The following is a 19,192-nucleotide window of genomic DNA, read 5'->3' on the forward strand; positions in this document are numbered from 1 at the left end:
ACAAGCGGCTTTCTTCCAATTTCGCTTTGCAACCTGTCCTGCAGCTTGGCTAAGCGCGTCCGTCAGTGGAGAGCAATGGCATGGCGAATAACGACGAACGCATCCCGGTGATCATCGGTGTGGGACAGGTCAACGACCGCCCTGCCAACCCGGCCGAAGGGCTCGACCCCGTCGGATTGATGGTCGAGGCCTTGCGCCGGGCGGATGCCGATGCCGGCGGCGGATGGCTGGAAAGCTGCGACTCGCTCGGCATTGTCGGGCAGATTGCCTGGCCGCAGATGAACCCCGTTGCCGGAACCGTGGCGGAGGCGCTCGGCATAGCCCCCTCCCACCTCGTCGAAACCACGCCTCATGGCGACAACCCTATCCGCCTGCTCAACGAGGCCGCCAATCGCATCGGCGCGGGCGAGAGCATCGTGTGCGCGGTGACTGGCGGCGAAGCGCTGCGCACCGTTGGCGCACTGGCGAAGCTGAAGGCGGCCGAAGCCCGGGCCGATGCAAAGCCCAGCGAACACAATGCCCTGCGCGATGCTTCGCACCGCGTGAAGAAGGGTTACGCCCAGAGCTATGGCCTCATCGTCCCGGTCGATGTCTATCCGCTCTACGAGAACGCGATGCGCGCCGATCTCGGCCAGACCCTCGCCGAAGGGCAGGCCGAGAGCGGAGCCATCTGGGCCGGGTTCTCACGCGTCGCCGCAGCCAATCCGTCGGCGTGGATCCGCGAAGAGAAGGCGGCAGAGGAGATCACCGAAGTCACTGCCGACAACCGCCCCATCGCCTTTCCCTATACCAAGCTGCAGGTGGCCAATTCGTCGGTCAACCAGGGAGCCGGGTTCATCGTCACCTCGCTCGCCGAAGCGCGGCGGCGCGGCGTGCCCGAGGAGAAGCTCGTCCATATCGGCGCGGGTGCCAGCGCCTTCGAACCCGACAGCATCCTTGCCCGCGACAGTTACAGCCGCTCGGCAGGGATGGAGGCCTCGATCCGCAAGGCGCTCGAATTCAACAATCTCGCTGCCGACGATTTCGACCATGTCGAGCTCTATTCCTGCTTCCCCTGCGTGCCCAAGCTGGCGCGGCGCACGCTGGGCTGGCCGCTCGACCGTCCGATGACGGTGTTCGGCGGCCTGACCTTCGGCGGCGGGCCGATCGGCAACTATATGAGCCATGTCGTCGCCTGCATGGTCGAGAAGCTGCGGGAGACCGGCGGGAAAGGCCTGATGTTTGCGAACGGCGGATATGCCACCCACAGCCACACCATCGTGCTGGGCAAGGACCCGATCCCGGGCGTCAGTTTCCCGCAGGACTTCGACGTCAATGACGCCGCTGACGAAGCACGCGGCGAAGTGCCGGAGCTCGACAAGGAGTATACCGGCACAGCGACCATCGAGACCTATACCGTCCACTACAACCGCGACGGTTCGCCGCGGATGGGTACTGTGATTGCCCGCACTCCCGAAGGAAAACGGACGCTGGCGATGGTTCCGGCGGCGGATGCGGCTGGCATTTCAGCGCTCACCGATGGCAGCACCGAGCCTGTCGGTCGCAGCGGAAGGATTTCACGCGCCGATAGCGACGATCACCTTTCGATCTGGCAGATGGCCTAGACCGTACCCTCCTCGTCGCGGGCCTTTTCTTCCGGTACCTGCCAGTAACGTTCCATCTTGAGGTAGGTGAAGGACGCTGTCCAGCCGACCAGCACCAGCCCGTTGAGGGCCTCGATGCCAGACACGATGCGCAGGGCGCCATGCGGGAAAAGGTCGCCGATCCCCAAGGTGGTGTAGGTCGTGATCGAGAAGTAGAAGACATCGGCAAATGCCGGGTGCCGGTCCATCCCCCCGATATTGCCGAACCCGCCATGCTCGATCATCAGCACGTAGACACCGGCGTACAAAAGCACCTGCAAAAGGTGGGAAACAAGGGCCATCGCCAGAACGACGATCATCCGCGCGCGCGGGTGGATCGGCAGGTCGACGATCCACCGGGAGGTCAGCCGCAGGGCCTCGTAATGCAGCAGCAGGGTCGCAGCGACCAGGCCGAAGGCGATGAGCAGCGTCTCGATCATGCCGGTATCGTGGTCCTCTTGCCGCTGAAGACGGCCTGCCATGCCTGGACCTCGTGGAAAACGATGTCGTCCGCATCCTCGAAGATTCGCGCCACGCGGGCGAATTCCAGTTGCCGGTCGGGAGCGGACAGCAAATGGTCGATCCGGTCGGCCACCCGGGCGAGCTGCCCCGCGGTTGCCGCCGAAATGTCGGAAAAACGGTCGAAGTCGCCGAAATAGCGGATGGCGGCAATGGCCCCGCCGATCGTCGGGAGGGCGACGGCTATGACGGTGAACCACTTCGCTACCGAAAATAGCGCCGGCTCGGCTATCCAGCCGAAGGACTCGACCAGCGCCAGCAGGAGATAGACGCCGACCACCCCCACCGCGATTGCGAAGGAGTTTTCCGAAAGGTGGTCGAGCCGGTGGTGGACCCGCGACAGCCTGCTCGATTTCTCGATATGATAGTCGCGCTGCGGGACGACATGATGGTCCCGCAGGAGAACGAGCGCGGACCGCAAATACGCCTTGTCGATCCGCACCTGTGGCAAGCCGATGGCGCCCAGGGCGTGGCGGACATACCATTCGGGCCAGGGGCTGCCGCCGCCATCCGGCCACCGCCCCCGTGCCCGCGCCGTACCCAGCGCGAGGAGATAGGGGCTATGGCGCAGGTACTCGGCTGCGCGCCTGGTTTCGAACCAGCGACCGTGCCAGCGCAGCTTCTGCCCGCGCGACGTATTGGCGATGATACCCACGAGCAGCGCCAGTTCGATGGCTGCAAAGACCCATTTGTGCTCGGGTCCAGTCAGCGGCAGGTAGAGCGTCCCGACGATGATGGCGGCCGCACCCATGAGAAAATTGCGCACCATCCCGGAACGGTAACGGTCCGCCAGATGCGTTGCGATGCCATTGGTCCAGGCGAACCGACGCATGACCTCGGCCTCGACCCTGCGGGGTAGCTCGGGGTCGCCGCCCGGTATCCCTTCCAGTGCGACCAGCAGGGCTAGCCCGCTGCCGGCTCCGATCTCGGACGGTCGTTCGTATCTTTCGCGCAGGCGCTGGGTGATGCCCGCCCACCCAGGCTTGCCGAAAACCGCTTCGATCCGGCGGTAGGCATGTGCCGCCCACCAGCTCTCGTCCTGCCAGCATTCGGGGTCGATCGCTGCAATGCCTCCGTGCCGACCACGGCCTTCCCAATCGGGCAGCGACAAGACCGTTTGCACGGCATCGCTCAGGTCTTCGCTGCCACAGGGCCGACCTTCTCCGGCGCGGCCGATGCCCGCAGCCAGTTCCTCCGGGGTGGCATAGACCTGCCATTGCGCGGGGTGCACGGGGTCGATCCACACCACCGGCACGCCTAGCTCGACCGCGGAGGCGACCGTGTGGCCCGTGCCGCCGACCGATTCCACCGCCTTGCCGTCCCATACGGCAATGACGATGTCGGATTGCTGGACCAGCACCTTGCCGGCAAGGGCAGCACGCTGCGCGGATACCAGTTGCAGGCGGTCGAGCAGACTGCGGTCGTCCGGCGCTGCGAACGATGCGAGCAGCAGTTCGGTGATTTCCTCGTCGCGGTCGGCCATCTCGAAGGTCCGCGCCCGGGCTGCCAGGGCATCGATAGCTTCCGCCCGCCGCCCGGTGTCCGGATCGGACGGGCGTCGGCCCGCCAGAAGGGCGCGGGCGTCTTCGATGGTTCTTGCCGGTGCATTGATGGCGGCGTTGAGCCCGCGCCCGAACGGCAGGGGTGTGACCAGATCCCAGCCCCGCTCCAGCGCCAGCATGGCAGCGTGGTGGTCGGTCCCGTCCGCCAGAAGGGTTACGAGGCGGGTCGTGCATCCGCAGCTTTGGCCGGCCGGCGTCGGAATGCCGGACGCAGCCTCGTCGATCCGCTTGAGGATGTCGGTCAGCACGCGATCAAGCGGGCCGGTGTCTGCCGGGAAAGAGGGATGGGTGCTGCGGTGCCCGGTAACGCCCACGACAAGGCACGGACGGGGCAGCTCGGGCGCCTCGTTTCGACCGGTCCCTGATCGTCCCTCCACCGCGAATTGCCCCCCTCCGGAACCCGTGTCGGCAGCCTAGTGGCTAGGCCATGACTTGCCAAGCGGATGGAATTCGACAGCTGCCCGATTGCGAGCTATGTTTCAGGAACTTGGCGTGGGGAAGGCGACGCGCGCAGATGCAATCGGGGAATACCGCAGGCAATACAGGTGGCGCTGGCGACCCGCCATGGGTGTTCCTGAGCTATTCGCGCAGCGACCAGCCGACGGCGCTGAAGGTGCTGGCGGCGCTGGAGGACGCCGGCATACATGTCTGGTGGGACGGGCTGTTGCCGGGCGGCGCACGCTATAACGATGTGACCGAGCACCGGCTGGAAAACGCCTATGCCGTTGTCGCGCTGTGGTCCACTACCTCGACCCATTCCCACTGGGTCCATGACGAGGCGATGCGCGGACGCGACCGGGGTTGCCTCGTACCCGCCAGTATCGACGGATCCGAACCTCCGCTGGGTTTCCGCCAGTTCCAATGGGTCACGCTGGTCGATGGCAAGGGCGAACTGCTGCCTGCCGCCATGGACGCGCTTATCAAGTCGATTGCGCGGCTGCATCCCGACGCTACCAATACCGCGAAGGAGCCATCCCGCCAGCCCACCAACCGGCCCGCAGGAATGTCCAAGGTTGCCACGGGAGGCGGTTTCAGGATCGACCGCCGGATGGCCATCGGTGGCGGCGCGGTGGCTGCGTTGCTCGGTGCGGGGGCACTCGCCTGGAAAGGCGGGCTCATCGGTGGAAGTCACGGCAACAGCGTCGCCATCCTTCCGTTCAACCGGAGCGGCGGATCGCCCGATCAGGCCTATTTTGCCAACGGGCTCGCCGCCGAGATCCGATCTCGCCTCGCGCGCAATCCCTTGCTCAAGGTGGCGGCGGAGGCCTCGTCGCGGAGCGTTTCGGAAACGGACGCGGATGCCCGCGAAATCGCCCGCAAGCTGAAGGTCGCCTACCTCCTCGAAGGAACCGTCGCACGCGAGCAGGACCGTTTGGCAGTGCGCGTGGACCTGATCGACGGAGGAGACGGCACGGTCGTTGTCCCGCTGGAATTCGACCAGACTGTCGAATCGATCTTCGACATCCAAGGTGCCATCGCAGCCAAGGTCGCCAGCGAACTGGCGAGCCAGATGGACGGTGGATCGGCAGCCGAGGCCATCGGCGGCACCCGCAGCGTTGCGGCCTACGAGGCGTTCCTGCGCGGCAACGAGCTCTACGCCGCCGGTGAGACCGAAGCCGACGACCGCGAGGCACTAGCGCGGTACGAAGAGGCGATCAGGATCGACCCCAACTATGCTGCGGCCTATGCTGCCAAGGGTCTGTTGCTGACGAATATCGGCAACCTCCACGCAGCTCCGGCCCAGCGCGACGGATTGTTCGAGCAGGCGATCGGCGCGGGGAAGGAAGCGGTGCGTATTGCCCCCAAATTTGCACAGGGGCACTTCGTCATCGGCTTTGCGCTGGCGATGGGCAAACTCGACATGAAGGCGGCGCGGGCACCTTACCAGAAGGCTTACGAGCTTGGTGCCGGCGATGCCGAGATCATCACCCGCTACGCCATTTTCCGTTCGCGGATCGGCGATACCGTCAAGGCGGAAGCCGAAGCCAACAGGGCCATCGGGCTGGACCCGCTCAATGACAGGACTTTCCGCCTGAAGGGCGACGTCCTTTATGCCGGCGGCCGCCCCGCCGAGGCGATAGGGGCCTTCGACCAGGCACGCGCGATTGGCGGGACGAAGGGCAGCTATTGGTACCGCGTCGGATTGGCGCAACTCGAACTGGGACAGCCCGAAGCAGCCCGGGATTCCTTCGCACAGGACCCCTTCCCGGTATGGATGCGAACCGGGGGAGCAATCGCCGAACATCGCCTCGGCAATCGCTCCGCCGCAGAAGCACACCTTGCGGCCCTGCAGGCCGAGTACGGCGACAAGTCGAGCTATCAATATGGTCAGATTTACGCCCAGTGGGGCGACCGCGCCAGGTCGCTGGCAGCCCTGGCGGACGCGTGGCGCCTCAAGGATGCCGGCCTGTCGCAGCTCTATCGAGACCCGCTGCTTGCGCCCGTGCGCGATTCGGGCGACTATCAATGGCTTGTGAAGAAAATCGGGTTCGTTTGAGGGTCTCGCTGACGAAGGGGGAAAAACGATGAAGAAGACTGTAGCCATATTGGCGGCTCCGCTTGCGGCAGCTTTGCTGCTCGCCGCGTGCAGCAAGCCGGCACCGCCGCCGGCCGAGGAAGCGCCTGCAGCCGATGCACCGCCTGTGGCCGAAACGCCGCCTGCCGACGGCATGGAAGCGACCCCGCCGGCCGAAGCCGCGCCGGAACCGGGCGCCGCCGACGAGATGACCGGCCCGGACGAGCGCACCGGACCCGACGAGCGGACCGGCCCCGACGAGCGGACCGGACCGGACGAAAACTGATCGGAGGGACTGCGGCCCAGGCTTCGACCGGGCCGTTACCGAAGGCACATTTGCGGGCGCGTTGTCAGCCGACGACGCGCCCGTTTCGGCTCACGACGTGCCGTCCCGGCTGCATCGCCGCTCTCTTCGCCTGTTCGATCCACGAGCGGAAGTTTGCGACGCGGGTATAGACCCCGGGGGTTCCGGGCTGGGCACAACCGATGCCTGCCGCAACGATGCCGACCAGAATGCGCTTGCCGCCGACCAGCCGTGTCAAAGGCCCCCCGCTGTCGCCGAAACAGGCATCCTTCCCGTCCTCCGGCGATTTGGCGCAGACGATGTCGGCTGCCGCAAAATTCCTCAGCTTTTCGAACTTGAGGCAAAAGCTCGCTGGATGGGTCTTCATCGCCACCTTGGCGAGGAAGCGGGCATTGCGTTGCGTCCGCCCGGCGCTGTCGACTGTGCCCTGCCCGGTCGTCGCGCCGGTAAAACCCCATCCCGTGATGAGCACGTCGGTACCGTCGGCCAGCCGTTCGCCCGAAGGGGCGAGATCGATCGTTCCCAGCAGACCCTTGCGCAGCAGCGTATCGAGGCGGCTGTCCGGCTTGATACGCAAAAGCGCAATGTCGGCATTGCCCGGGCTCTTGCCGTAATCCTGGTGCACGACCATCGAAACGATCGGGAAGTTGCTGCCGCCAGCCGCAATATCGAGCGTGCCCAGCCGGACCTGCAGTTCCCCCACCTTGCGCTTGTCGACGCAGTGGGCGGCCGTCAGCACGAAACCGTCGCCGAGATAGGAACCGCCGCATTTATGCGACTTTTCGAAGTTCTGCCGCTGCGCGCCCCCGGGGCTGGGGTCGCCCGACACACCCAGGGGATCGCCTGCTCGCGGGAGGAACAATTGCGCCTGCCACCGGCCTTCGGCGAGGCTGGCCCTTCCGCCACCGACAGGGAGGCGGGCGAAGATCTGGTCGCTGGACACGCTCACCGTCGCCGCGCTTGCGTAGAGCGGCGGGTCGCTCATTACGTCGTAGCGCCCCTGCATTGCGGCACACAAGGCATCGGCAACGGGATCGTCACACAGGCCCGCTGGCGGCTCGTCGCCAGGGGCAAGCGTCCAGATGCGGGGATCGACGGGACCGGCGCTGACCAGCGCCATTACATGATACAGCCCCATCCGGGTGAGACGGACTGGCTGGTCCGGATCGCCGGCAAGGGTGAATCGCCGTTCCTTCGTAGCTTCGCCGGCCAGGCGGACGAGCTGGGTGACAGGCGCCGAATAGAGCGGAATCACCTCGCGGTTGGGCGCAATGGCGACGAAGGTCACCGTGTCGAGTGCCGGGTCGAGCAGCCCGTCGGCAATGCCCTGGATGTATATAGGCTCGCGGAACATGACGACGGGCGTGCCCGAATTGCCCGACAGCGGGCAGTCCCACCCGGACGGACGAATGTTCGTCACGCAAAGCTCCATGCCGAGCCACTGGTCGGTTGCCACGCCCAGCAGCGAATGATGGCGGGCGATGGGCGCGATCGCCGCTGCGAGACGCGGAAGCAATTCGGGCCCCTCGGCCAGGCCAAGGCTGACGGGCAGCGGAATTTCCAGGCCCCACTCGGGTTCCTTGGGAATGATCGGATAGGGCGCCTTGTCCGGGCCTTCGAAGCGTTCACCGCGTAGGCGCGGATCGTTCCAGAGCATGATTTCGGCGATATCCTTCGCCTCGGAGGGACGGGATTCTCCGGTGCGATCGAAACTGTATCGCTTGATCGGCGAGAACAGCAGCTCCTCGAAGTACTCTGGGTTGGGGACCACCTCGAATTCGGCCGGCTCCTCGACTTTCCAGCCCGGCTGACGCTCGATGAAGGCGATGATTTCCGCCCGGCGCTCTCCGATCTCCTCCGACACCCGCACGCGGGTCTTGATATAGGCAGGCTGCGGCGAATTCTCGATTGCCGGTTGGGGTGGCGGGATGGACGGTCCGGTAGGGCCCGGTTCCTGCGCCGCGAGCGGCAGGGCACAGATCGTCCCGAGTATTGCCGCCAAGACCGACATCAATATGCGCATCGCCGCTGCCTCCCTGCGGACAGGGTTTTATGCCAGGCGTGCGGCTAGGCGATAGGATTAACGCGACAGCGGAGCCGCGAGCGGCAATCGCAGGACGAAACATGCGCCGCCGGACGTGTCGGCCAGTTCCAGCGTGCCGCCCCGGTTGCCGACGAGGGCGCGAGCGATTGGAAGCCCGAGGCCGGTGCCGCCCTCCCCCCGCTTGGACGTGAAGAACGGATCGAAAATCCGTTCCCTGTCGCTGTCCGGAATACCGGGCCCGTTGTCGGCGAGTTCGATCACGCCCTCATCTTGCGCAATACGGACCGAGATTTCGATCCGGCTGGACCCTGCCTGGCGCGCGTTCTCGATAATCGTCGCCAGGACCGTTTCCAGGGCCGCGTTCTCGATCGCCAGGCTCGGCATCGTCGCCGGCACGGCAAAGCTGACAGCAAATCTCGCATCACCGAAACCGTCCGCGAGGCGCGCGAGGACCGGCTGCACCTGCGCCGGCTCTTTCGCGGAGCCGCCATCCATGTCTGCCTGCGCCAGTTGCATGAGCCGACTTACCAGTCGCGCCAGCCTGTCGGCATCTTCGGTCATATTCGAAAGGAACCGATCGCGTTCGTCATGGCTCATGCTGTTGGCATGATCCTGAAGCAGTTCGATCCCGCCGCGCAGTCCCGCCAGCGGGGTCTTGAACTCGTGGCTCAGCGATGCCGCAAAGTCGCGCAGATAGCGGGAACGCCGGTCGATTGCTTCGGCCATCGCCTCGAAATCGTCATAGAGACTGCCCACTTCGCGCACTTCCAGCGTCGGGCGCCTCAAGCGTGCCTGGCCGCCCGACGCAAGGTGACGCGCGGCCGCGCTCAGCTTCTCGATCGGGGTGACCACGGCGCGCGCAAGAACCGCTGTCAGGATCACGAGGAGCGCAAAGATCGAGACTGTACCAAAGGCGATCTTCCCCCAATCCTCCCACATTCCGCGGAACAGTGCCGCCGGGCTCCGCGACACCAGCACCGCACCGGCCACCCGTCCGTCCAGGACGATCGGTCGCGCGTGATGCAGCCGGATCGCGGTTGCGCGGCTGACAAGATAAAGGGGATTGGAGCTATCGTAGCGGTCGTTATGGCGCAAAACCGTGCTGCTGCGCCCGGCGAGCGCCGCCCGAACCTCTGCCAATCCTGCCAGGGAGCGCCCGTTTTCGGACCCGTTGAGTACGATCCCGGCGGAATCGAGCAGGATGATCGAGGCCAGCGTGGTTTGCCGGGTCTGCCCGACTACGGGCACCATCCTCCGGGCGACCGCCTGCAAGGCCGGATCGGCGGCCAGGTCGGTCGCTGCAGCGGGAGGGCGCGCGGGCCTGACAGGGGTGGAGCGCAGGTCGATTGCGGAGCCTTGGTCTTCATAGCGGCCGGAAGTGCTGTCCGAAGCTTTCTGCGCGGGAAGCGGCTCGCCCGTACGCGGCGCCGTGGCCTGTCGGGATTCGGCCAGCAAGAGGGAGGCTGTCGCTGCGATCGCTGCGGCCTGTGCGGCCAGCTCGGATTCGGTACGGCGGACAAGCGCATTCTCGTACACCCTGAGCCCCAGCGCGGCGAAGCCGGGCAATGCCGCGACGAACAAGAGTGTGCCGAAAAATATCCATCGCAGACGCATCACCGGCCACAGCGAACGGGCCAGGCGGCGCAGGCGATCGATCAAGCCGCGACCCCGCCGGTGCAGGGGCCGAGGCGGTAGCCGATGCCGGTTCTCGTTTCGATGAGGTCGTTTGCGCCGATCTCCGCAAACTTGCGACGCAGGTTCCGGATATGGCTGTCGATGGTGCGGTCGGTCACGGCAAAGCCCGGCCCCCGCAGCCGGTCGATCAGCTGGTCGCGGGTGAAGATACGTCCGGGAGCCGAGGCCAATGCCTTTAGCAGGCCGAATTCCGTCACCGTCAATGCGACGGGCTGGTCGGCCCAGCGCGCTTCCCAGCCATCGCTGTCCAGCCTGAGCAGGCCATGCGCAGATTGGTCCGGCCCCGGCCTCTCATCGATCCCGCGAGGGACAGTCCGCCGCAATATGGCATTCGATCGCGCCACGACCTCGCGTGGGCTGAAGGGTTTGACGACATAGTCGTCCGCCCCGAGTTCGATCCCCAGAACGCGGTCGATTTCGTCGTCGCGGGAAGACAGGAACAGGATCGGCACGTCGCTATCGGCGCGCAAGCGGCGGCAGACTTCGAGTCCGTCCATCGACGGCATGTTGATGTCGAGCACGACGAGGTCCGGCCCGGATTCGGCTGCGCGGGCCAGAGCCTCCACCCCGTCGGCCGCTTCGACCACCTGCATTCCGGCCTTGGCAAAGGCGAACGCCAGCACCTGGCGGATATGCGGATCGTCATCGACGAGGAGGACTGTGCGCGGCATGACAGGCTCCATCTTCACCGTTCGCGGCCTTGCGTCAACGATGGCGCCCGTCGTGGTACCGGAGTGATGGCCGCGGCGACAGGAGCCGGTACGGAAACGAGGATGCCATCGCAGCCATAGCGCCACGAAGCGGGTTGCGGGGCCGGGTCCGTGCCGAGCAGAGAGGCGGCTCGCCAAAGGCGATACTGATCGAGGATCTGCCACTCGCCGTCTCGCACGCCGGTGACCAGACGGAAATGGACCCTGTGCCTTACCCGCGCCACCCGCTCGCCAAAGGCGCTTCCAAGCGTTCGTTGTTCCAGTTCGATAAGCGGCAACAGGGCGGAACCGCCAAGGCTGTGGAGATAGCACAGGTCCAGCGCTGCGCCTTTTCCGCCTGCCTCCCGCGCATGGCGGACGTTCCACTGCGCCGCGATCGCGCCGAGATCGACGAAACACGTCGCCGTCAGCACGATGCCCGCAGACGCAAGATTGGCATTGATCAGCCAGGCCGCGCTCTTGCCCGCGAGCATGCGCCAGAGCACCAGCAGCAGGCCGGTTGCGACCAGCACCATCCATAGCAGCGCTGCGATCCGCAGGACCGTGAGCGAATAGGCCGCAACATAGTCCAGCGTCCGCAAGGCCGCATTGAACAGAAGGAACAGGTTCTGGCCGATCCAGAGCGACACGAGCCTGCGCACGATCGGCTGGCCGGCATTGATCGAACCGGGCCTTAGCGCGACCAGCACGAACAAGGCCGTGAGCAGGGCCGTCGCCACCAGGGGATAGGCACCGCGATGGGCATATTCGGCCAGAGAAATCCCCGGCGACAAGGGTAGCAGGCCCCAGAGCCAGGCGGCATCCATCGCGTTCTGCAACAGGAACACGGCATTGAACGCGACGAGGCTTAACAGGACTGCGGCACTGGAAAGGCCGGGCAGGCGCAAATCGCCGCGACCGTCGAAGGTCCCGAACAACGGCCTGCGCTGGCGCGGACGGAGTACCGCCCATGCTACCCATCCCAAGACAAGCCAAACGAACACCCGGGCCAGCCAGTATTCGTCCGGCTCGGGCAAGCGGAGGGAGGCTATCCAGCCGTCGATCACCGGATTTGCAATGGCAAACAGCCACACGAACAGGAGCGTTCCCACCAGCGGCACAACCACGACAGCCGCTAAATCTCGCACGCTGCCCTTATCGGACCCCCGCAACCTTCGGATGCGTGCGACCCGAACGGCATCCGCCAGCGGGCCGATGGCGGATGCTAACGCGTGTCGGATCAGCCGCTGCGACCAGCGCCAACCGTCGTCGAACGCCACGGTCCGGGGCAGGAGCACGGCCAGTCCCAGTGCCACCCAGAAGAGGGCGAAGGCGAGCGGGCTGGCATCAAAAATCATCGCAAGCGCGTAAATGGCAGCAAGACACAGCGCGGCACGGGCCTTGCGATCCGACCAGCTCGCCGGCTGACCCAGGGCCAGTGCAGCGGCGAGGCCCAACCCGACGGCTCCCAGGCCAGCAGGCAACAGCTCATGGACAAAAAGCAAGCGATCGCCTGCCGCGACAATGGATGCCGCCAGCACGAGCTTGAAGAGAAATGTGCCTCGAAACCGCTTGGGCAGCCTTGCCATGCATAAACCTCCGGCCCGGTATGGGTCAGCGACAGATGGCATCGCGGGATAGAGAGCGTGCTGGGGAAGCTGTGCGTTTCCTTCGGTGATCCTGTGCAGCCGATATGCAGGCCGGATAATCAGCCGGGCGCGCCCTCGTTCTCGGCAGCCGGTGTGCTGGTCAGCATGAGCTTCTCGGCACGATGTTGCCGGCTTGTCGATATGACTTCGTCAACTCCGGCAATCGTGATGGCAAGACCCGAATTGCTGTCGACTTCGATGAAGCCCTTGGCCTTGAGATACCAGACATGGAATTCGATTTCGTCGGGCTCGCAGCCGAGGGATTCCTCGAGCAACCACTGGACAACCCCGGCATCGTTGGGATTGTCGCGCCGGCGCCGATACAGGTGCATCAGGATCCGGGCGTGCATTTCGCCGTCATGCAGCGCGGTGCGCTCGTCGAGGCTGTCGTCCGGCGGGAAGACGAAGTGCGGGTCTTGCTGACCCTTGTCCGGAAAATAGCGTGCGTCGTAATCGGCTCGCGTGACGGGGTCCTTGAGCTCCCGATAGGCTTCGAGGACCTCGGTAAACCTCTCGAGATCGAAGGTGGCCCGATTGTCCGGATGATAGCGCTTGGCAAGCGCATGATAGGCCTGTTCGAGTTCGCGGTCCGAACAGGCCGGATCGACTCCAAGCCGGCGATAATGGTCGACGAACTCCTGCCCCTCGCTCATCAAGGTAACTCCAACGCTGGGCGCTCATCGGCGCAATGGGATCGAGCCCGGAGGAGGCGAACCAAAGCGATCGCCTGATACCAAACCTGCCTGTGCGTCCCGTTGGGTTATCGTGATTGAAAGCGGTTATTGCGGCACGAGGCTGCCTTGTCCATGGCCGTCGCGCTGCCGATCGGCAGATTAAGCGCGCAATTGCCAGGCGGATCGATTTCCCGAAGGTGAAAACTCAGATTTTCCGGAGTGTGTTCGGTGGTTGCGGGGGTTGGATTTGAACCAACGACCTTCAGGTTATGAGCCTGACGAGCTACCGGGCTGCTCCACCCCGCGTCACCGAATGCGGTCCGGGGCACAGCCCAGAGACCAAAAAGCCGCCGCTCGGTTTGCACCGGCAGCGGCTTTTGAAATCGTGAATGGGTTTTATACCGCACTCGCAAGCTGCAATGCCTGGCGACGACCTACTCTTCCATACCTTAAGGCATAGTACCATCGGCGCTGTCCGGTTTCACGGCCGAGTTCGAGATGGGATCGGGTGGGTCACAGACGCTATGGTCACCAAGCAATGAAGCTTGCGTGCGGGTTAATCGATGCACCCTTTCGGGCTTAGTCAGTGGGCGATCTGGCTGGAGGTCATCCTCCTCAACAGACATTCCCATTCAGGACTGTCGTTGATGGTGGGATTCATCAAGCGCGATCAGAACTATTAGGACTGGTTAGCTTCACACATTACTGCGCTTCCACACCCAGCCTATCAACGTCGTGGTCTACGACGGTTCGAAGATACCTAATCTCAAGGGAGGCTTCCCGCTTAGATGCTTTCAGCGGTTATCCCGTCCGTACATAGCTACCCTGCGGCACCCTTGGCAGGATGACAGGTACACCAGAGGTACGTTCACCCCGGTCCTCTCGTACTAGGGGCAACTCCTTTCAAGTATCGACGCCCACGGCAGATAGGGACCAAACTGTCTCGCGACGTTCTGAACCCAGCTCACGTACCACTTTAATTGGCGAACAGCCAAACCCTTGGGACCTGCTCCAGCCCCAGGATGTGATGAGCCGACATCGAGGTGCCAAACGATTCCGTCGATATGAGCTCTTGGGAATCATCAGCCTGTTATCCCCGGCGTACCTTTTATCCGTTGAGCGATGGCCCTTCCACGAGGGACCACCGGATCACTATGACCGACTTTCGTCTCTGCTCGACTCGTCAGTCTCGCAGTCAGGCAGGCTTATGCCATTGCACTCTTGCAGACGGTTTCCAACCGTCCTGAGCCTACCATCGCGCGCCTCCGTTACTCTTTAGGAGGCGACCGCCCCAGTCAAACTACCCGCCACAGAGGGTCCCTACACCGGATAACGGTGCGAGGTTAGACATCAGAAAACAGCAGGGTGGTATTTCACCTATGGCTCCACACCAGCTGGCGCCGGTGCTTCAAAGCCTCCCACCTATGCTACACAACTCTTTCCTAATGCCACTCTGAAGCTGCAGTAAAGGTGCACGGGGTCTTTCCGTCTAACCGCGGGTACTCCGCATCTTCACGGAGAATTCAATTTCGCTGAGCATATCCTGGAGACAGTGGGGAAGTCGTTACGCCATTCGTGCAGGTCGGAACTTACCCGACAAGGAATTTCGCTACCTTAGGACCGTTATAGTTACGGCCGCCGTTTACTTGGGCTTCAATTCGGAGCTTGCACTCCTCCTCTTAACCTTCAAGCACCGGGCAGGCGTCAGACCCTATACGTCGTCTTGAAGCCGACTTAGCAGAGTCCTGTGTTTTTGCTAAACAGTCGCTACCCCCTGGCCTGTGCCCCCCGCCAAAAGTTGCCTTAAGACGGGGCCTCCTTCTTCCGAAGGTACGGAGGCAATTTGCCGAGTTCCTTCAGGATACTTCTCTCAAGCGCCTTGGTATACTCTACCTGACCACCTGTGTCGGTTTCGGGTACGGTCTATACGGAGAGGCTATTTCCTGGAACAGCTTGGCAGCATGACCAATCCAATAAGGCCACACTACTTCCACCATCCGTCACACATCTCCAGGCCCACGAATATTAACGTGGTTCCCATCGACTACCCCCTTCGGGCTCGTCTTAGGGGCCGGCTCACCCTACGCTGATTAGCATTGCGTAGGAACCCTTGGTCTTTCGGCGACAGGGTATCTCACCCTGTTTGTCGCTACTCATGTCAGCATTCGCACTTCCGATATGTCCACCGTCGGTTACCCTTCGGCTTCAACCACTTACGGAACGCTCCGCTACCGCTGCAGTAAACTGCAACCCTAAGCTTCGGTGCATCACTTTAGCCCCGTTACATCTTCGCCGCAGGAACCCTTATTTAGACCAGTGAGCTGTTACGCTTTCTTTAAAGGATGGCTGCTTCTAAGCCAACCTCCTGGTTGTTTTGGGATTCCCACATGCTTTCCCACTTAGTGATGACTTGGGGACCTTAGCTGTAGGTTAGGGCTGTTTCCCTTTTGACGACGGACCTTAGCACCCGCCGTCTGTCTGCCGGATAAGACTCGATGGTATTCGGAGTTTGGTTAGGTTTGGTACCGCTCGCGCAGCCCTAGCCCATCCAGTGCTCTACCCCCATCGGCATACGTCCGACGCTCTACCTCAATAGATTTCGCGGAGAACCAGCTATTTCCCGGCTTGATTGGCCTTTCACCCCTAAACACAGCTCATCCGAGAATTTTTCAACATTCACCGGTTCGGTCCTCCAGTGCGTGTTACCGCACCTTCAACCTGGCCATGCCTAGATCGCCGGGGTTCGGGTCTAATTCATCATACTCAGTCGCCCTATTCAGACTCGCTTTCGCTGCGCCTACACCTAACGGCTTAAGCTCGCATGATAAATTAAGTCACTGACCCATTATGCAAGAGGTACGCGGTCACTCCCTGTGGAGCTCCCACTGCTTGTAAGCATTCGGTTTCAGGTACTGTTTCACTCCCCTAATCGGGGTGCTTTTCACCTTTCCCTCACGGTACTGTGTTCGCTATCGGTCATGTACGAGTATTTAGGCTTGGAGGGTGGTCCCCCCATGTTCAGACAGGATTTCACGTGTCCCGCCCTACTCGAGTCCTTCTTGATCATTTTCGCATACGGGACTGTCACCCACTATGGTCACACTTTCCAGAGTGTTTTGCTAATTTACAAGAAGGCACTGGCCTGGTCCGCGTTCGCTCGCCACTACTAACGGAATCTCGGTTGATGTCTTTTCCTCCAGGTACTGAGATGTTTCAGTTCCCCGGGTTCGCTTCACCAAAGCTATATATTCACTAAGGTGATACCCTATCCACCTCTTCTGACGTTCCCGAGGGAACAACAGAGGAAATGGTGAGGGTGGGTTTCCCCATTCGGAAATCGCCGGATCAAAGTTTGCTCACAACTCCCCGACGCTTATCGCAGCGTGCCACGTCCTTCTTCGCCTGTACATGCCAAGGCATCCACCAAATGCTCTTACCTCACGCTTGAGAATCCACACCATCAACGACAGGCCTGCATAAAAGCCTGACGCCTTGCGATGGCGCGGAGGATAATCTCAGCCAGATATATCATCTGATTGTGCGATACATACGGTTCGGTCCGAAGACGTCACCGATGCACCGCGGCATCGATTATAAAACCCATTCACAATGTCAAAGATCGCTGGCGGCAGATCCGCCAACTAACCGGCCGGAGCCGGATAGCTTTTCGTTTCATCCTGGAGAAGATTGGCTTGTCTGGTGGAGCCTATCGGGATCGAACCGATGACCCCCTGCTTGCAAAGCAGGTGCTCTCCCAGCTGAGCTAAGGCCCCTTATCAGACAAGAGCATGGTGGGCCTGAGAGGATTTGAACCTCTGACCTCACCCTTATCAGGGGTGCGCTCTAACCAACTGAGCTACAGGCCCGCCGGCCTCAGCGGCCTATGGACCGCGAGGGGCGTTAGCCAGCTCAGGCGCATCAACACAGCGCAAGCGCCGCGTGATCTCCAGTGATGAAAGGACATGAGGACGACGGCAATGTTCTTTGGAAACATGCGAAGCTCTTCCCGGCCGGAGCCAGGCGCTTTCGCAGTTATCCTTAGAAAGGAGGTGATCCAGCCGCAGGTTCCCCTACGGCTACCTTGTTACGACTTCACCCCAGTCGCTGAACCCACCGTGGTCAGCTGCCTCCTTGCGGTTAGCGCACTGCCTTCGGGTGAATCCAACTCCCATGGTGTGACGGGCGGTGTGTACAAGGCCTGGGAACGTATTCACCGCGGCATGCTGATCCGCGATTACTAGCGATTCCGCCTTCATGCTCTCGAGTTGCAGAGAACAATCCGAACTGAGACAACTTTTGGAGATTAGCTCACCCTCGCGGGATAGCTGCCCACTGTAGTTGCCATTGTAGCACGTGTGTAGCCCAGCCTGTAAGGGCCATGAGGACTTGACGTCATCCCCACCTTCCTCCGGCTTATCACCGGCAGTTTCCTTAAAGTGCCCAACTTAATGATGGCAACTAAGGACGAGGGTTGCGCTCGTTGCGGGACTTAACCCAACATCTCACGACACGAGCTGACGACAGCCATGCAGCACCTGTCACTAGGTCCCCGAAGGGAAGGAATCTGTCTCCAGAAGCCGTCCTAGGATGTCAAAGGCTGGTAAGGTTCTGCGCGTTGCTTCGAATTAAACCACATGCTCCACCGCTTGTGCAGGCCCCCGTCAATTCCTTTGAGTTTTAATCTTGCGACCGTACTCCCCAGGCGGATAACTTAATGCGTTAGCTGCGCCACCCAAGTTCCATGAACCCGGACAGCTAGTTATCATCGTTTACGGCGTGGACTACCAGGGTATCTAATCCTGTTTGCTCCCCACGCTTTCGCACCTCAGCGTCAATAACTGTCCAGTGAGTCGCCTTCGCCACTGGTGTTCTTCCGAATATCTACGAATTTCACCTCTACACTCGGAATTCCACTCACCTCTCCAGTATTCTAGCAATCTAGTTTCAAAGGCAGTTCCGGGGTTGAGCCCCGGGCTTTCACCTCTGACTTGAATCGCCGCCTACGTGCGCTTTACGCCCAGTAATTCCGAACAACGCTAGCTCCCTCCGTATTACCGCGGCTGCTGGCACGGAGTTAGCCGGAGCTTATTCTCCAGGTACTGTCATTATCATCCCTGGTAAAAGAGCTTTACAACCCTAAGGCCTTCATCACTCACGCGGCATTGCTGGATCAGGCTTTCGCCCATTGTCCAATATTCCCCACTGCTGCCTCCCGTAGGAGTCTGGGCCGTGTCTCAGTCCCAGTGTGGCTGATCATCCTCTCAGACCAGCTAAGGATCGTCGCCTTGGTAGGCCATTACCCTACCAACTAGCTAATCCTACGCGGGCCCATCTAAAGGCGATAAATCTTTGGTCCGAAGACATTATCCGGTATTAGCTCAAATTTCTCTGAGTTATTCCGAACCTAAAGGCAGGTTCCCACGCGTTACGCACCCGTGCGCCACTAAGCCCGAAGGCTTCGTTCGACTTGCATGTGTTAGGCATGCCGCCAGCGTTCGTTCTGAGCCAGGATCAAACTCTCAAGTTTGTGTCACATACCAAGCAGACACGATCCGAAGATCGCCATTCCGCAGGGCATGAGCATCAAGGAGCCGATACCTGCACTGTCAAACGTAATGGATACGAATGAACATGCATCATCGCAGACCGCCTGTGGAGGCGATCAGGATGTGGCGATCGGCTTAGTCTAACCGGTTACCGGAGCCTTGAGGTCCCCGGACCGGGCGCCGTCGCCCACATGTCCCTTCATCAAAATCTAACGATGTCAAAGAGCCACTCAACATTATAAAGCGGACAGCGAAGGCTTCCCCGATTTACACCGGGGGACCGGCTATCCGTTTATGTTGGCGACCGTTGCGGTGGGCGGTGGAAGCCGCCAGCGCCGCGTCGGTGGAGGCCATCTATGCGCGGAGTTGGATT

Annotated in this window: 10 protein-coding genes, 3 tRNA genes and 3 rRNA genes; 3 read left to right on the plus strand and 13 right to left on the minus strand. The window is 62.1% G+C overall.

All coding sequences use genetic code 11. The features are described 5' to 3' along the window. Positions 1 to 80: 80 nt before the first annotated feature. A complete protein-coding gene (locus tag WAB17_RS02735; RefSeq protein WP_435418509.1) occupies positions 81 to 1,604 on the plus strand; it encodes an acetyl-CoA acetyltransferase in 1,524 nt (507 codons plus the stop codon). On the opposite strand, the gene WAB17_RS02740 is transcribed toward WAB17_RS02735, so the two are convergent. After that, positions 1,601 to 2,104, minus strand: coding sequence for a potassium channel family protein (locus WAB17_RS02740; protein WP_435418510.1), 504 nt, complete (start codon positions 2,102 to 2,104; stop codon positions 1,601 to 1,603). The two genes, WAB17_RS02735 and WAB17_RS02740, sit on opposite strands and share 4 nt — an antisense overlap. Further along, on the minus strand, positions 2,059 to 4,017 hold the full coding sequence (locus WAB17_RS02745; protein WP_435418511.1) for a hypothetical protein: 1,959 nt from the start codon (positions 4,015 to 4,017) through the stop codon (positions 2,059 to 2,061). Before WAB17_RS02745 ends, WAB17_RS02740 begins: the two co-directional genes overlap by 46 nt. 200 nt (positions 4,018 to 4,217) lie before the next feature. On the opposite strand from WAB17_RS02745, the gene WAB17_RS02750 reads away from it, so the two are divergent. After that, a complete protein-coding gene (locus WAB17_RS02750) occupies positions 4,218 to 6,200 on the plus strand; it encodes a TIR domain-containing protein (protein ID WP_435418512.1) in 1,983 nt (660 codons plus the stop codon). 28 nt (positions 6,201 to 6,228) lie between these two features. Then, the gene (locus tag WAB17_RS02755) at positions 6,229 to 6,504 is read left to right on the plus strand and encodes a hypothetical protein (protein ID WP_435418513.1); all 276 of its coding nucleotides are present in this window, start codon (positions 6,229 to 6,231) and stop codon (positions 6,502 to 6,504) included. A 64-nt stretch (positions 6,505 to 6,568) separates the two neighbouring features. Here the strand turns inward: WAB17_RS02755 and WAB17_RS02760 are convergent, their stop codons facing one another. The 11 genes from WAB17_RS02760 to WAB17_RS02810 all read right to left on the minus strand — a co-directional run bounded on the left by WAB17_RS02760 (position 6,569) and on the right by WAB17_RS02810 (position 18,800). Then, positions 6,569 to 8,545 carry a serine protease gene (locus WAB17_RS02760; protein WP_435418514.1) on the minus strand — a complete coding sequence of 659 codons (1,977 nt, stop codon included), beginning with the start codon at positions 8,543 to 8,545 and terminating at the stop codon, positions 6,569 to 6,571. A 57-nt stretch (positions 8,546 to 8,602) separates the two neighbouring features. Beyond that, a complete protein-coding gene (locus WAB17_RS02765) occupies positions 8,603 to 10,225 on the minus strand; it encodes a HAMP domain-containing sensor histidine kinase (RefSeq protein ID WP_435418515.1) in 1,623 nt (540 codons plus the stop codon). After that, positions 10,222 to 10,932 carry a response regulator transcription factor gene (locus tag WAB17_RS02770; RefSeq protein ID WP_435418516.1) on the minus strand — a complete coding sequence of 237 codons (711 nt, stop codon included), beginning with the start codon at positions 10,930 to 10,932 and terminating at the stop codon, positions 10,222 to 10,224. Before WAB17_RS02770 ends, WAB17_RS02765 begins: the two co-directional genes overlap by 4 nt. A 14-nt stretch (positions 10,933 to 10,946) precedes the next feature. Next, positions 10,947 to 12,539 carry a DUF4153 domain-containing protein gene (locus WAB17_RS02775; protein ID WP_435418517.1) on the minus strand — a complete coding sequence of 531 codons (1,593 nt, stop codon included), beginning with the start codon at positions 12,537 to 12,539 and terminating at the stop codon, positions 10,947 to 10,949. Between the two features lie 119 nt (positions 12,540 to 12,658). Beyond that, a complete protein-coding gene (locus tag WAB17_RS02780) occupies positions 12,659 to 13,252 on the minus strand; it encodes a J domain-containing protein (protein ID WP_435418518.1) in 594 nt (197 codons plus the stop codon). A gap of 250 nt (positions 13,253 to 13,502) precedes the next feature. Next, positions 13,503 to 13,579, minus strand: a tRNA-Met gene (locus WAB17_RS02785). 115 nt (positions 13,580 to 13,694) lie between these two features. Beyond that, positions 13,695 to 13,809 (minus strand): 5S ribosomal RNA (gene rrf / locus WAB17_RS02790). A 123-nt stretch (positions 13,810 to 13,932) separates the two neighbouring features. After that, positions 13,933 to 16,720 (minus strand): 23S ribosomal RNA (locus WAB17_RS02795). Positions 16,721 to 16,970: 250 nt separating this feature from the next. Further along, positions 16,971 to 17,046 (minus strand) — tRNA-Ala (locus WAB17_RS02800). A gap of 16 nt (positions 17,047 to 17,062) precedes the next feature. Continuing rightward, a tRNA-Ile gene (locus tag WAB17_RS02805) sits at positions 17,063 to 17,139 on the minus strand. 176 nt (positions 17,140 to 17,315) lie between these two features. Further along, positions 17,316 to 18,800 (minus strand): 16S ribosomal RNA (locus WAB17_RS02810). The 16S, 23S and 5S rRNA genes sit together here with 3 tRNA genes alongside, the layout of an rRNA operon. Between the last annotated feature and the right edge of the window lie 392 nt (positions 18,801 to 19,192).

This window comes from Parerythrobacter aurantius (assembly GCF_045291475.1).
GTDB classification, from domain to species: Bacteria; Pseudomonadota; Alphaproteobacteria; order Sphingomonadales; family Sphingomonadaceae; genus Parerythrobacter; species Parerythrobacter aurantius.